The sequence below is a fragment of the Hoyosella sp. YIM 151337 genome, from assembly GCF_026041215.1.
Lineage (GTDB): Bacteria > Actinomycetota > Actinomycetes > Mycobacteriales > Mycobacteriaceae > Hoyosella.
In genome coordinates, this window is sequence record NZ_JAPEIQ010000006.1 from 212,755 (window position 1) to 227,071 (window position 14,317).

The 14,317-nt window shown below is 63.1% G+C and carries 13 protein-coding genes; 6 read left to right on the forward strand and 7 right to left on the reverse strand.

The annotated features are described in order from the left end of the window. The first annotated feature begins 24 nt into the window (after positions 1-24). The gene (locus ONR57_RS02395) at positions 25-1,467 is read left to right on the forward strand and encodes an aspartate ammonia-lyase (RefSeq protein WP_265121737.1); all 1,443 of its coding nucleotides are present in this window, start codon (positions 25-27) and stop codon (positions 1,465-1,467) included. A gap of 5 nt (positions 1,468-1,472) precedes the next feature. After that, positions 1,473-2,939: a sodium:alanine symporter family protein gene (locus ONR57_RS02400; protein ID WP_265121262.1), complete on the forward strand. Its 1,467-nt coding sequence runs from the start codon at positions 1,473-1,475 to the stop codon at positions 2,937-2,939. Between the two features lie 11 nt (positions 2,940-2,950). On the opposite strand, the gene ONR57_RS02405 is transcribed toward ONR57_RS02400, so the two are convergent. The 4 genes from ONR57_RS02405 to ctaD all read right to left on the reverse strand — a co-directional run bounded on the left by ONR57_RS02405 (position 2,951) and on the right by ctaD (position 8,109). Continuing rightward, positions 2,951-4,192, reverse strand: a complete 1,242-nt coding sequence (locus tag ONR57_RS02405; RefSeq protein WP_265121264.1) for an HNH endonuclease signature motif containing protein — start codon at positions 4,190-4,192, stop codon at positions 2,951-2,953. A gap of 80 nt (positions 4,193-4,272) precedes the next feature. After that, positions 4,273-5,001, reverse strand: a complete 729-nt coding sequence (locus ONR57_RS02410; RefSeq protein ID WP_374116371.1) for an aminoacyl-tRNA hydrolase — start codon at positions 4,999-5,001, stop codon at positions 4,273-4,275. Beyond that, positions 4,998-6,224 (reverse strand): phosphoserine phosphatase SerB, encoded by a 1,227-nt coding sequence (gene serB, locus ONR57_RS02415; protein WP_265121266.1) that lies wholly within the window; start codon positions 6,222-6,224, stop codon positions 4,998-5,000. The genes ONR57_RS02410 and serB overlap by 4 nt, the downstream gene beginning before the upstream one ends. Before the next feature lie 115 nt (positions 6,225-6,339). Continuing rightward, positions 6,340-8,109, reverse strand: a complete 1,770-nt coding sequence (gene ctaD, locus ONR57_RS02420) for a cytochrome c oxidase subunit I (RefSeq protein WP_265121267.1) — start codon at positions 8,107-8,109, stop codon at positions 6,340-6,342. Between the two features lie 328 nt (positions 8,110-8,437). Here ctaD and ONR57_RS02425 point away from each other — a divergent pair, with 328 nt between their 5' ends. Continuing rightward, the gene (locus ONR57_RS02425; RefSeq protein WP_374116388.1) at positions 8,438-9,442 is read left to right on the forward strand and encodes an ABC transporter substrate-binding protein; all 1,005 of its coding nucleotides are present in this window, start codon (positions 8,438-8,440) and stop codon (positions 9,440-9,442) included. A gap of 2 nt (positions 9,443-9,444) precedes the next feature. Here the strand turns inward: ONR57_RS02425 and ONR57_RS02430 are convergent, their stop codons facing one another. The 3 genes from ONR57_RS02430 to ONR57_RS02440 are packed head-to-tail and all read right to left on the reverse strand — an operon-like array spanning position 9,445 to position 11,233. Continuing rightward, positions 9,445-9,933, reverse strand: a complete 489-nt coding sequence (locus ONR57_RS02430; RefSeq protein ID WP_265121271.1) for a dihydrofolate reductase — start codon at positions 9,931-9,933, stop codon at positions 9,445-9,447. A gap of 13 nt (positions 9,934-9,946) precedes the next feature. Further along, positions 9,947-10,756 carry a thymidylate synthase gene (locus ONR57_RS02435; protein ID WP_265121739.1) on the reverse strand — a complete coding sequence of 270 codons (810 nt, stop codon included), beginning with the start codon at positions 10,754-10,756 and terminating at the stop codon, positions 9,947-9,949. A gap of 39 nt (positions 10,757-10,795) precedes the next feature. Beyond that, positions 10,796-11,233: a MarR family winged helix-turn-helix transcriptional regulator gene (locus tag ONR57_RS02440; protein WP_265121273.1), complete on the reverse strand. Its 438-nt coding sequence runs from the start codon at positions 11,231-11,233 to the stop codon at positions 10,796-10,798. A 105-nt stretch (positions 11,234-11,338) separates the two neighbouring features. Between ONR57_RS02440 and ONR57_RS02445 the strand changes: the two genes are divergently transcribed. The 3 genes from ONR57_RS02445 to ONR57_RS02455 all read left to right on the forward strand — a co-directional run bounded on the left by ONR57_RS02445 (position 11,339) and on the right by ONR57_RS02455 (position 14,299). Then, complete coding sequence (locus tag ONR57_RS02445; protein ID WP_265121275.1) at positions 11,339-12,463, forward strand: substrate-binding domain-containing protein; 1,125 nt, start codon at positions 11,339-11,341, stop codon at positions 12,461-12,463. 100 nt (positions 12,464-12,563) lie between these two features. Beyond that, on the forward strand, positions 12,564-13,226 hold the full coding sequence (locus ONR57_RS02450) for an AmiS/UreI family transporter (RefSeq protein WP_265121276.1): 663 nt from the start codon (positions 12,564-12,566) through the stop codon (positions 13,224-13,226). 35 nt (positions 13,227-13,261) lie between these two features. Next, positions 13,262-14,299, forward strand: coding sequence for an aliphatic amidase (locus ONR57_RS02455; RefSeq protein WP_265121278.1), 1,038 nt, complete (start codon positions 13,262-13,264; stop codon positions 14,297-14,299). Positions 14,300-14,317 lie beyond the last annotated feature (18 nt).

Below are 14,317 nucleotides of genomic sequence, written 5' to 3' on the forward strand. Positions count from 1 at the left end.
TTCGAATCGGAGGCACCCCACGTCATGCATCCCAAAACGCACCGCATTGAGCACGATTTGCTCGGTGACAAGCCCGTTCCCGCCGGAGCATATCACGGCGTTCACACAGTGCGAGCGGCAGCGAACTTTCCCATCACGGGTCTCCCGATCGCGCGCTGCCCCGAACTGATCAAGGCCCTCGCATGCGTCAAGGAAGCGGCTGCACTTGCCAACCAGGAACTCGGGCTGCTTTCTCGTGAACGGGCTGATGCCATCGTTCGCGCGTGCCAGGAAATCGCGGCTGGCGATCTCCATGACGAGTTCATCGTCGACGCCATTCAGGGTGGCGCCGGAACGTCGACAAACATGAACGCGAACGAGGTGATCGCGAACCGCGCACTCGAGCTCCTCGGCTACGAGAGGGGCCGTTACGAACACCTGCACCCAAATGACGACGTCAACCGCAGCCAGTCGACCAACGACGCGTATCCCACAGCCGTCAACATCGCCACAGCATGGATGCTTCAGGGCCTAGCGGAAGCCATGACCACGCTGCAAGACGCGTTCGCGTCCAAGGCTGCTGAGTTCGCCGACATCCTCAAGGTCGGGCGCACGCAGCTTCAAGATGCTGTACCGATGACGCTTGGACAGGAATTCGGGGCCTACGCGGTCATGCTCGAGGAGGATCGCGCACGCCTGCAGGAGTGCCTGCCCCTGATCACCGAAATCAACTTGGGCGCGACGGCAGTAGGCACCGGCCTCAATGCTCCCCCGGGTTACGCCGAAGCGGCGCGCGCACACCTTTCACGCATTACCGAGCTACCGCTGGTGGCCGCACCCAACCTTGTCGAAGCCACCCAGGACGCCGGTGCTTTCGTCCACGTCTCCGGCGTGCTGAAGCGCATTGCGGTCAAACTGTCGAAGACGTGCAACGACCTGCGCCTGCTGGCCTCTGGCCCCCGCGCTGGCCTGGGTGAAATCACGCTGCCGCCGATGCAAGCCGGATCAAGCATCATGCCCGGAAAAATCAACCCCGTTATCCCGGAAGTCGTCAACCAGGTGGCGTTCGAGGTGATCGGCAACGACGTGACGATCACCATGGCAGCGGAAGCCGGTCAGCTGCAGCTCAACGCGTTCGAACCGATCATCGTGCACTCACTGCACAAGAGCATTAGCCACCTTCGAGCAGCATGCATGGTACTGGCAGAGCGCTGCATCACGGGGATCACCGCGAACCGTGAGACTCTCCTGATGTCCGTAGAGAACTCAATCGGCCTGGCGACCGCGCTCAATCCCCGCCTTGGTTACGCCACAACGTCCGCACTTGCCGCGGATGCCCTGGTCAGCGGGCGCAGCATCGCCGAACTTGTCCTGCAGCAGGGGCTACTGAGTGCCGACGAACTCGCCGCGCTGCTCAGCCCCGACGCAATCGCGCGTCCTGGTTTCCGCCGCGTGGCAGCCAGCATCAGCACCGAACCAATGGAGTGAGCCCGATGGACGCCCTGAACAATGCCGTCAACACCGCGATCCTCAGCCTGAACGATGCGTTCTGGTCCTGGGCGGTCATTCCGCTACTCGCCGTGCTCGGTGTGTACTTCACCATCCGGTCACGTGCCGTGCAGGTGCGGCTCCTGCCGGAAATGATCCGCAACTTTCGCGGCACCCCGGAGGTGGCACCAGACGGCAAGAAGTCAATTTCGTCCTTTCAGGCCTTCACAATTTCCGCGGCCTCACGCGTCGGCACGGGGAACATCGCTGGCGTTGCGATCGCGATCGCACTCGGCGGTCCGGGAGCGGTGCTCTGGATGTGGATTATGGGCCTCATCATGGCTTCGGCAGCGTTCGTCGAATCCACGCTGGCCCAGCTGTATAAGGTGCGGGACAACACGGGATACCGGGGCGGCCCTGCCTACTACATGCTTCACGGCCTCAACGCGCGCTGGATGGGAGCAGTGTTCGCGGTCGTAACCATCTTCACATTCGGTTTCGTTTTCAATATGGTGCAGGCCAACAGCATCGCTGCAGCTGTCGGTAATTCGGTGTCGACGGTGTCGGCGACGCCCGCTGGCACTTGGGTAGCTCCCGTTGTCGGTGTCGTGCTCGCTGCCATCACTGCGACCATCATCTTCGGTGGCGTTAGGCGCATCGCGCACGTTGCACAAACAATTGTGCCGTTCATGGCGCTCATCTACCTCGTCATGGGCGCTGTCATTGTCGCCACGAACATCGATCAGGTGCCAGCGGTACTGTCCGACATCGTCGCCGGCGCGTTCGGCATTCGGGAAGTCGGCGCCGCCGGCGTAGGGACGGCCATCATGATGGGCATTCGCCGCGGGTTGTTCTCCAACGAGGCAGGAATGGGGTCGGCCCCTAATGCCGCTGCCACCGCATCTGTGAGCCATCCGGTCAAGCAGGGCCTCGTGCAGACGTTCGGCGTGTACTTCGACACTCTCATCGTCTGCTCGATCACCGCGTTCGTCATCCTCCTCTCGAACCCGGTCTATGGTGAGGAAATAGGCGCGCAGCTCACGCAACGGTCGGTGGAAGCGAGTCTCGGAACGTGGTCCCTCCATGTCTTGACACTCATCATCCTGCTGCTCGCTTTCACGTCGGTAATCGGCAATTACTATTACGGCGAATCGAATCTCGAGTTCCTGACGACTCGGCCGAAGATGCTGACGCTCTACCGTTCACTGGTTGTCGCGATGGTGTTCCTCGGGGCGATCGGCTCGCTCGACCTCGTGTGGAATCTCGCGGACGTCACGATGGGCACCATGGCGGTAATCAACCTGATCGCCGTAGCACCGCTCAGCGTCCTCGCAATGCGTTTGCTCTCGGACTATCAGCAGCAGCGCCGAGCTGGACTTGACCCCGTCTTCACACGTGACAGATTGCCTGGCGTCAAAGGCATCCAGTGCTGGGAATCTTCCCGCCCAGCACTCTTCGCGGACCGCAAGTAGGAGCACGGTAGCTAACCCGCGTGTCTCTTGCGGTGGTAGTGGTTGCGCCTCGGCGTTCGCGTGGGGTCAATCCAGACGGGCGGGACGGCTTCAGGTATGCCGTCTGCGCCCATCTGGATTTCCCAATCACTGTGGTGGACGAGTGTGTGATGGTACGTGCACAGCAACGCCATGTTGGCCAGGCTGGTCGCCCCGCCTCGGGACCAATACTTGAGGTGGTGAGCGTGGCACCACCTGTGAGGCCGGGTACAGCCAGGAAAGACACATCCCTTGTCACGCAGGTTGAGCGCGCGGCGCAGCCCGGGCGGAGAGGTCCGCTCGGCTCGGCCTAGGTCGAGTATTTCACTTCGGGCGCCGAGAACGGCGGGGATTATTTTCGCGTCACACGCGAGCCTTCGCGCCAGCCCAGCGGGGATCGGGGAGTCGTGATTCACGAGCGCGGCCGCGTCCAGTTCACCGGTGAGTTGTTCGAGGGTCATCGTCACCACGATGTGTGGTGGTTCCCCACCGTCGGCAGGCAGCGCCGCCGCACGTTCGGTGTGATCAAGCAGTTCCGCCAGCGCGTCACCGTACCGCTGTGGCCTGGAGCGCACATCCGGGCTGCCTTCGGTGGCGGGACGCGGCGCGGCCAGCGGGGACAGCAGCGTTTCGAGCCGCACGCCGGATTCCTTATCGAAAGTTCCGCGCACTCGGAGGGTGCTTCGGGCAGCGTTCCACTCCAACGTCAATTCCCGGCGCGGAGCGGCGAGTTCCTCGTCACGCGGCGGGGTGTCCTGCTCAGCCAGTGCGATCAGATAGCGCCCCGCGGCACGCACCGCACCGGGATGCGCTGCCCGCGCCAATTCTGTGAGGGTCGTTTCATGCTCGGCGCGCTGATCGGACTTGATATGTGGCGGCAGCCCAGCGAGGGCGTCATCAATCGCGTCAAGATGCGCGGCGCTGATGTCTCCGTCATCGAACGCCGCGGCAGCCACGGGCAACACGGTCGGCGCGCCGCTGCCCGCGCAAGTGACGGAGGCGCGGCGGGTCCACCGGCGCGCCATGCCGCGGTCTACGCGCAGCACGTCCTGCAGTAGTCCGGGGACATCCCGATACCCATAACAGCTGCTCACACCACGCGCGGTGATCTCTGCAATCACCGCGCATTGCCGCGCCGCCGCGGCCCGCGCCACGTTCTCTGCGTCTGTAAGAACAGCGATCAATTCGGCGTCAGTGAGCTGGTATAGCTCCGGACCCTCGTCTCCCCCCAACACCCCACAATTATCGAACATATGAGCGAACGCTCGCTAGCAAGAAAATTACGCTCACAGCGCAAACGAGACAGCAGGCCGTTTCAGGGCACGGCAATCACTGTTGCCGATCCGGGCGCGACCTCGGTAAATCCCGCGTCGCGCACCACGACGAACGCCTCCGGCAACAATCGGCGCCAGGCCTCCTCGTCCGCTTCTCGCACAGTGCATGCGAAACCTTGCGCCGCCCACACGGACACGGCTTCGGTGGGAAGCACGGCCGCAAGCAGCATCGCGGCGTGACCAACTTGGGCTGCTTCCTTACCGACCGTCATCCCCAGCGATGCGTTTACCGACAACACTGGCAGTCCCTCGGCAGGGCTCGGTAGTTCATCGCGCTCAAGCTCGGTGCCCGAGATCTGCAGTCGCTTGATCCGCGAGTCTAGCGCGCCGACAGGGCCCGGCACGCACGCCCGGGCTTGCGCGCCTTCCACCTCGATGGTGACGCCTGGAACGTCCTGCGCCGCCTTCCACTGTGCACCGCGGGCACGTCTAGCCACCTTGCGGATCCGCGCGGCCATCCAATCTGAGACTGGCTTCTGCCATTCACCGCCGTCGCGCACCCGTTCGTCCATACACACAGCGATCGATGCCGCGGCAGCTGCGGCGAGCAGCGCGCTGCGGCGCGGTAGCTGCTGTTTTGGTATGTGAAGCACGATCTGCATCGCCAGGATGTCCGCAGGATTCTCAGGATCGGTGCGGGCTGCGAAGCGCGTCGCCGGGCCGCACAGTCGCGCAAGCTGGGCGTGCTGCTGCTCAAAACCAGCCGTCATATGATAGGTACGCGACGCAACACACCCTCGGCGGCATCGGCGTGTTCCACTTCATGGCGGGTAATGCCGAGGATGAACAGGATCGCGTCAAGGTAGGGATGGCTGAGGGACGCGTCAGCTACCTCTTGCAGCGCAGGTTTCGCGTTGAACGCGATACCGAGCCCTGCCGCCTGGATCATGTCGATGTCGTTCGCTCCGTCACCCACAGCAACTGTTTGTTCAATCGGAACACCCCGCTGATCGGCGAACGTCTGTAGCGCGACTGCCTTAGCAGCGCGGTCCACCACATGGCCGAGGACACGCCCGGTGAGTTTGCCGTCGACGATCTCGAGCGTGTTCGCCTCCATGAAGTCCAGTTCCAGATCGTCCGCGAGGGGCTGGATCACTTGACGGAAGCCACCGGAAACCACGCCACACCGGAAGCCGAGACGGCGCAAGGTGCGGATTGTCGTCCGCGCACCCGGTGTCAGTTCCAGTTTCGCCGACACCTCGTCGATTACGGCAGCATCGAGGCCTTCGAGTGCCGCAACTCGCTGATTAAGGGATTCGGTGAAGTCGATCTCGCCCCGCATCGCGGCTTCTGTCACCTTGCGCACTTCTTCTTCGCGCCCCGCGTGCGCGGCGAGCATTTCGATCACTTCGCCCTGTATGAGCGTCGAGTCGACGTCGAAAACGATGAGCCGTTTCGCACGGCGGGCGAGGCCACCCCGCTCCACCGCAATATCCACACCTTCAGCGACGGAGACCCTCGCGAGCCCTTTCCGCAGAGCGAGGTCGTCGTCGTGGGAGCCGGTCGGGGTGCTGACTTGAAGCTCGAGCCCAGTGACCGGGTAATCAGCGACGCCGCGAATCGTGTCGATGTTGACGCCCTGCCGTGCGAGTTCGCGCGCGATCACTTTGAAGGTCCGGGCGGTCACTGGCCTGCCGAGCACGACGATGGCGTGTGTAGAAAGCGCGCGCCCGCCCACGGGGTCGGCACCGATCTCGACGTCCACGTGGAACCCGATCGATGCCATAGCCTGTTCCACTTCGTCCTGCAACGCTTCCGCATCATTCGGAATGGTCAGCAGTACACCGAGTGTCAGGCGGCCCCGGATCACGACCTGCTCCACGTCGAGCAGGTTGGTTTCGTGACGCGACAGCGCACCGAACAGCACGGAGGTGACACCCGGCTTGTCGCGGCCTGTCACCGTGATAAGAACCGTGGTTTCCGGTGTGGTCACCGCGCTCCCCTTTCGGCTCGCATTGTCAAAGAGAGATTATCCGCTGCTCACCGCAACGGCCCTGCCAGCGGGTGCAGGCAGGGCCGTTGCGGCGATGCTGAGTATTCGGCGCGGGCTACTTCTCGTCCTCGGGCTTCGCCACAGGACGGTACGGTGGCGGCGCATGACGGTCGGCTTCGATCAGCTCGTTCGACTTGTGGCCGTGGCCTGGGCCGACGTGAGCTTCGTCGCGCATCCGCTCGATCATGTGCGGGTAGTGCAGCTCGAACGCTGGGCGCTCCGACCGGATGCGGGGCAGCTCGTAGAAGTTGTGCCGCGGCGGCGGGCAGGTGGTCGCCCATTCCAGCGAGTTTCCGTAGCCCCACGGATCGTCCACCGTCACGACCTCACCGAAGCGGATGCTGCGGAAGACGTTCCAGATAAACGGAATCGTGGAGGCACCGAGGATGAAAGCACCGATCGTCGAAATGGTGTTCAGTTCGGTGAAACCATCACCCGGCAGGTAGTCCGCGTAGCGGCGCGGCATACCTTCGTTGCCCACCCAGTGCTGGACCAGGAAGGTCGTGTGGAAGCCGATGAAGGTCGTCCAGAAGTGCCATTTGCCGAGACGCTCGTCGAGCATGCGGCCCGTCATCTTTGGGAACCAGAAGTAGATGCCGGCGTAGGTGGCGAACACGATCGTGCCGAAGAGCACGTAGTGGAAGTGCGCGACCACGAAGTAGGAGTCGGTCAGGTGGAAGTCCAGCGGCGGGCTCGCGAGCAGGACACCAGAAAGACCACCGAAGAGGAAGGTCACGAGGAAGCCAAGGCTGAATAGCATCGGCGTTTCGAACGTGAGATGACCCTTCCACATAGTGCCTATCCAGTTGAAGAACTTCACACCGGTAGGCACCGCGATCAGGAAGGTCATGAAGCTGAAGAACGGCAGGAGGACAGCACCTGTCGCGTACATGTGGTGTGCCCACACTGCGATGGAAAGCGCAGCGATCGCGAGCGTTGCGTACACGAGGCCGGTGTAACCGAAGATCGGCTTACGCGAGAAGACCGGGAAGATCTCCGACACGATGCCGAAGAACGGCAGCGCAATAATGTACACCTCAGGGTGCCCGAAGAACCAGAACAAGTGTTGCCATAGCAAGACGCCGCCGTTAGCGGGGTCGTAAATATTGGCACCAAGCTGACGGTCAGCGAACAGCCCGAGCAGCGCGGCAGTCAGGAGCGGGAACGCCAGAAGGACCAGAACGCTGGTTACCAGGATGTTCCAGGTGAAGATCGGCATCCGGAACATCGTCATACCCGGGCAGCGGAGGCAGACCACCGTGGTGATCATGTTCACGGCGCCAAGGATGGTGCCAAGACCACCGATGGCCAGACCCATGATCCAGAGGTCACCGCCGGGGCCGGGCGAGTGGATGGCAGTTGACAGCGGGGTGTACGCGGTCCAGCCGAAGTCCGCGGCACCGCCCGGGGTGACGAAGCCACTGACGGCAACCAGTGCGCCGAAGAGGTACAGCCAGTAGCTGAACGCATTCAGGCGCGGGAACGCGACGTCAGGCGAACCGATCTGCAGCGGAAGAATCACGTTCGCGAAACCGAACACGATCGGCGTCGCGTACAGCAACAGCATGACCGTGCCGTGCATCGTGAACAGCTGGTTGAACTGCTCGTTGGAAAGGAACTGCAGGCCGGGGACGGCGAGCTCGGCGCGCATGAGCAGCGCCATGACGCCACCGACCATGAAGAAGAAGAACGATGTAACGAGGTACATCATGCCGATCAGCTTGTGATCGGTCGTCGTCATCATGTCATAGATCAGTCCACCCTTCGGCCTATGTCTAGGCGGGTAGGGCCGATCCAGGTCCGGCTTGGGCGCTACGGCGGTCACTGATCCTCCTGACTGCGCGTCTGCAGGCACAACGTGTGAGCGCAGACTGATTGCTGTCGCTGATGGGAATCCTAAACCCTCGCGGATAGTGCTTGCGCACCGGTCCTACGGATTGTCGTAAATGAGCCGTAAAACACCGGGGACGGACCGGACAGCCGCCATGCCGACCTGGGGTTTTCTACTGCACATGACGCGCCACACCGGCCAGCGTTACGGCAGCACCGGAAACCTCACGCGGCCCCATCGCTTCCCGAACCCGCGCCCCATCTGGTAAATAGGTTTGCCAACCCTAAATCACTTCTGCCTAGTACGGATCGGACGAACGTTGATTTCTTGCCCCGCCCGGCGGCGCCGCGCTCACATCGCCAGCGCCCTCACCGCCACCCTCCTGCTCGCAGCGTGTGGCGACAACGCTGAACCCGTGAGCCCCAGTCTCGGGCAGGACGGTTTCCCGCGCACCGTCTCGCACTACATGGGCGAGACCGAGATTCCTGAGCAGCCGCTGCGTGTCGCGGGTCTCGACGGAAGCTACGCCGACGCTGTCCTGCTGCTCGAAAGCGAACTCGTCGCTTACACGAACTACGACGACCCGGGATTGCCGTCATACCTCGGCGATGACCGCGACCTGTACGCCAGTTCTGCCGAGCCGGTCGGAGACCTGTCCGAACCGAATCTCGAAAAACTCGCGACGGTTGCACCTGATCTAATCGTCTCGGCAGCAGTGCGGCACGAAGCCTTCTACGACCAGTTCGCTGCAATCGCCCCCACCGTTTTTTCCCAGACGACCGGGCCGACCTGGAAAGACAACATCCGTCTCCTGGCTGACGCCCTCGGCAAGGAAGAGCTCGCGGAACAAAAAATCAGCGCCTACGAGGAACGTGCCCGCAGGATCGGCGCAGCCATCAATGAGAAGCACGACAACCCGGTGATCTCCATCGTGCGCTTCGCCGGGGAGCCCACGGCCCGCCTCTACCGTTCCACGTCGTTCAGCGGGATCGTCCTCGACGACGCGGGCCTGCAGCGGCCCGAATCACAGGGCCCAGACCCGCAGGACCCCACGAGCATCATGGCGTCGATCAGTCCGGAAAACCTGCACCTCGCAGAGGCTGATGTGATCCTCGTCTCGACCTGGCTGGGTGGCTCAGACAGCGAGAACCGAGAGGTCCGCGACGCGGCGGCACAGTTCACTGACAGTCCGCTGTGGGGCACGCTGCAGGGCCGGAAGGTCGACGTACGGGACAACGTCTGGATGACACCGGTGAGCCTGCAGGGCGCCCACGCGATCCTCGATAATCTCGCCGAGATCTTCGACGTCGACCCGTACCGGTCCTAAACTCAACTCTCGCGTGTATAGGTGACGAAGCGGTAGCGAATTCCGTTGCGGGACTCGTGCCAGCCCTCCCCCGGGTCTACGGCAGCGCGCAGCCAACCGGACCCGAGGGTGGGCGCGTACGCGTCTCCGGCCACGTCGAGATCGATCTCGGTGACGTGAAGCTCGGTGGCATACGGCAGCGCCTCCGCGTAGATCTGGGCGCCGCCCATGACCCACGCTTTTCGGTTGGTTTCCTCGAACGCCTCAGTCAGCGAGTGCGCGACAATCGCGCCTTCCGCGGACCAGTCATGCCGCCTGGTGACCACCACGTTGTCCCGCCCCGGCAGCGGGCGGAACTTCGGCGGCAAGGACTCCCACGTCGCCCGCCCCATGATTACCGGATAGCCCTGGGTGACTTCCCGGAAATGGGCCATATCCTCAGGGACATGCCACGGGATCGCGCCCCTGTCCCCGATGACACGGTTACGGGCCTCAGCCCAGATCAGTCTCATCGATGCACCTCACTCAGACAGCGACAGGCGCTTTGATCGGCGGATGATGCTGGTAGTTCTCAACGATGATGTCGTCGTACTCGTAATCGAAGAGCGACGGCGGCGTCCGCCGGAAACGCAGAGCGGGATACGGGTACGGGGAGCGTGACAGCTGCTCTTTCACCTGGTCGACGTGGTTGTCATAGATGTGGCAGTCACCGCCAGTCCAAATGAATTCTCCCACCGCGAGCCCCGTTTGCTGAGCGACCATTTCCGTGAGTAGCGCGTAACTGGCGATGTTGAACGGGACGCCGAGGAACAAGTCCGCGCTGCGCTGATACAGCTGACACGAAAGCTTGTCGCCCGCGACATAGAACTGGAAGAACGCGTGGCACGGCGGCAGTGCCATGTTCTCCAGTTCGCCGACGTTCCAGGCCGACACGATGTGCCGGCGCGAGTGCGGCGTGGCGCGGATTGACTCGATAACCTGCGCAATCTGGTCGACGTGCCGCCCGTCTGGCGTGGGCCACGAGCGCCACTGCACGCCGTACACGGGTCCAAGTTCGCCATCGCCGCGGGCCCATTCGTCCCAAATCGTGACTCCGTGGTCTTGGAGCCAGCGGACGTTCGAATCACCACGCAGGAACCACAGCAACTCGTAGACCACTGATTTCAGGTGCACTCGTTTGGTCGTTATCAGCGGGAAACCGCGCGAGAGGTCGTAGCGGAGCTGGCGACCGAAGACACTACGGGTGCCGGTTCCAGTTCGGTCCGGCTTCACTTCGCCGGACTCGAGCACATCCCGTAGGAGGTCCTCGTAGGGGGTCGGGATAGCTTCAGGCACACCGGTCACCCCACTACGGTAATCCAAACCCGGGCGGCGCTAGCGAATCGTCCCCGGATGGAGCAGTTCGCCGAGCCGTGCGACCGCCTGGCGCATTTCCGTGTCTAGCTCAGCGTCGCGCAACCAGTCAGCTTCTGCAGCACGCAGCTCCGCCGCGACACGGGCGTGAAGCTCACCGCCACGCGGACTCAGGTGCACACGCACCTTGCGGCGATCGACCGAATCGACTTCTCGATACAGCAGTGCGCGAAGCACCAACTTGTCGACGACGCGCGTCAGCGTGGGCCCGGACACTTGGGTGGCCTGCTGGATCTCCGCCATCGTAAGACCAGCATCGCGGCCGCGTGTGAGGGCCACGGCCTCGAGAGCGAGCCATTGGTCGAAAGTGAGTGAATCGCGCTGCAAGAGTTGCTCAGCGGCGCGGGCCCGGAGTTTCGCGAGCCGGTTCAGCGCGTACACCAGCGACGAGTCTGTCACGGATGGATCCGTGGCAGACGCCCTGCCGGGCTGCGTTGTGGCTTTTCCGGAAATCACAGTCTCCACTTGCGTTCGATGCTGACACCGCGAATACTTTCAATTGAAATGAGTGTAGCCCCCGCGACGCCAGATTTCACCCCGCCGCACCGCAGCCCGGCCCGCCAGAGCGCTCCAGCGAACACGCCGGACACTCTGCGCATCGGCATGGTTGTTCCACTGCAAGGGCCCGCCGGTCTGTTCGGCCCGTCATGCGAAGCGATAAGCGCGTTAGGGGCACACGAGTTGAACTCGGCAGGGGGCATCCTCGGCCGCCAGGTGGAGATTGAGATCATCGACGGCGGCGCACCGCCCCGGGACGTCGCGCGAACCGTCAGTGCACTCGCACACGCAGGACGCATCGACGCGGTCAGCGGCTGGCACATCTCGTCAGTGCGCCACGCCCTCGCCCCCATCCTCGCCGGCCGCCTTCCCTACGCCTACACCTCGCTGTATGAAGGTGGCGAGAGCCGTTCCGGCATCTACTGCTGCGGCGAGACCCCGCGCGAGCAGATCGGGCCCGCGCTGCGCTGGCTGCGCAACAACCTTGGCACGCGACGCTGGATGATCGTCGGGGACGACTACGTGTGGCCACACCTTTCCGCTGCCGCAATTCACCAATACGCCCACCAGCTCGGTCTGACAATCGCTGGTGAAGCGTTCGTCCGGCTCGGACAGAGCGACATGCGGGACCTCATCGCGGATGTCCGCGCAGTACGGCCCGAAGGCGTCCTCATGCTCCTCGTGGGCCAAGACGCGGTCGAATTCAATCGCGCCTTCGCACGCGCGGGGCTGCACGAACACATCACCCGCTTCAGCCCACTCATGGAGGAGAACATGCTGATGGCGAGCGGCCCGGAGACGACAAGCGGCCTGTTTGTCGCTGCCGCCTACTTTCGCTCGCTGATCGGCGCGAATTCGCTTGACCTCATCGGCCGCTACACGGCGTTGCACGGTCCGCACGCGCCAGCACTCAACAATGCGGCCGAGTCGTGCTACGAGGGCCTGCAGACACTCGCCGCATTAGCCCGGCGTGCGGGTTCACTGGACGTGACCGCGCTTGATTCGGCGGTCGATGGTGCAGGTTATGACGGGCCACGCGGCCCGGTCTCGTTCCGCGGTTCGCAGGGCCACCAACGGGTACACCTCGCCGCCGCGTCCGGTGTGGACTTCGAGGTCATCACTTCCCTTTAACCAGCGCCGAACCCTAGTTCTCCGCCAGCCCTTGACGATGTGACGGCCAACACTTAAATTCATATGAAAGCTTTTCAAATGAAATTAACTGGAGGTCGCGATGGGCAACGTCGGGCTGCTCTATGTCGGAGCCGTACTTCTCGTTAACGGGCTCATGCTTCTCGGGGCCGTCCCCAGCCGCTCCGCCGCTGCCCTCAACCTGTTCGTGGGTGCACTGCAATGCGTGATACCGACGGTTCTGCTCATCCAGTCCGCCGGTGCCCCCGATGCGGTCCTCGCCGCGTCCGGGCTCTACCTGTTCGGCTTCACCTACCTTTACGTCGGCATCAATACCCTCGCTGGACTCGACCCCCAGGGTCTCGGCTGGTTCTCCCTCTTCGTCGCGGTCGCCGCCGGTGTGTACTCAGTGTTGTCCTTCACCGTCACAGCCGATCCGGTGTTCGGCGTCATCTGGCTGGCATGGGCGCTGCTGTGGACACTGTTCTTCCTCGTCCTCGGGGTAGGCCGCACTGAACTCACGCGATTCACCGGGTGGGCCGTCGTATTGCTGAGCCAGCCAACGTGCACCATCCCCGCATTCCTCGGCCTCGCAAATCGCTACACAGCGAGCGCAGACGCAGCCTGGCTGGCCGCAGCATCCTTCGCGATCCTCCTGGCCACAGCGGCCCTACTCGCACGACGCGGGCTTCCCCGCCAACACGATCGGTCCAGCGAATCCGCTCCCCACTCCGTGCACGTCTCCGCACGAGCCGCGCACGCCTGAACGCCAGAAAACCAATCCAGAGAAAGGTCAACTCAATGCGTCACGGAGATATCTCGTCAAGCCCAGACACTGTCGGAGTCGCGGTTGTCAACTACAAGATGCCTCGGTTGCACACCAAAGCTGACGTGCTCACCAACGCGCAAAAGATCGCCGACATGCTCGTGGGCATGAAAACCGGGTTGCCGGGCATGGATCTGGTCATCTTCCCTGAGTACTCAACCCAGGGCATCATGTACGACGAAGCGGAAATGTACGACACCGCGGCGACGGTTCCTGGCGAGGAAACCGCCATCTTCTCGAGCGCGTGCCGCGAGGCGCGCACCTGGGGCGTCTTCTCAATCACCGGCGAACAACACGAAGACCACCCGCACAAGCCGCCCTACAACACCTTGGTTCTCATCAACGATCAGGGCGAGATCGTGCAGAAATACCGCAAGATTCTGCCGTGGTGCCCCATCGAAGGCTGGTACCCGGGTGACACTACGTACGTCACAGAAGGGCCCAAGGGCATGAAAATCTCCCTCATCATCTGCGACGACGGCAACTACCCGGAGATTTGGCGTGACTGCGCAATGAAGGGCGCCGAGCTCATCGTGCGCTGCCAGGGCTATATGTACCCCGCAAAAGACCAGCAAGTGCTCATGGCCAAGGCCATGGCCTGGGCGAACAACTGCTATGTCGCAGTCGCGAACGCGGCTGGCTTCGACGGCGTCTACTCATACTTCGGCCACTCGTCGATCATCGGCTTCGACGGACGGACACTCGGTGAAACGGGTGAGGAAGAGTACGGCATCCAATTCGCTCAGCTGTCGCTCAGCGCGCTGCGCGACGCACGCATACATGACCAGTCACAGAACCACCTGTTCAAGCTCTTACACCGCGGGTACTCCGGCGTGCACGCCGCAGGCGATGGCGACAGAGGCGTCGCGGACTGCCCGTTCGAGTTCTACAAGCTGTGGGTGACAGACGCACAAAAGGCGCAGGAGCATGTGGAAGCGATCACCCGGGACACCGTGGGCGTCGCTGACTGCCGCGTCGGCTCTCTGCCGGTCGAGCGAACACGGGAAGCCTGACCACGCAGTAGCGAACAC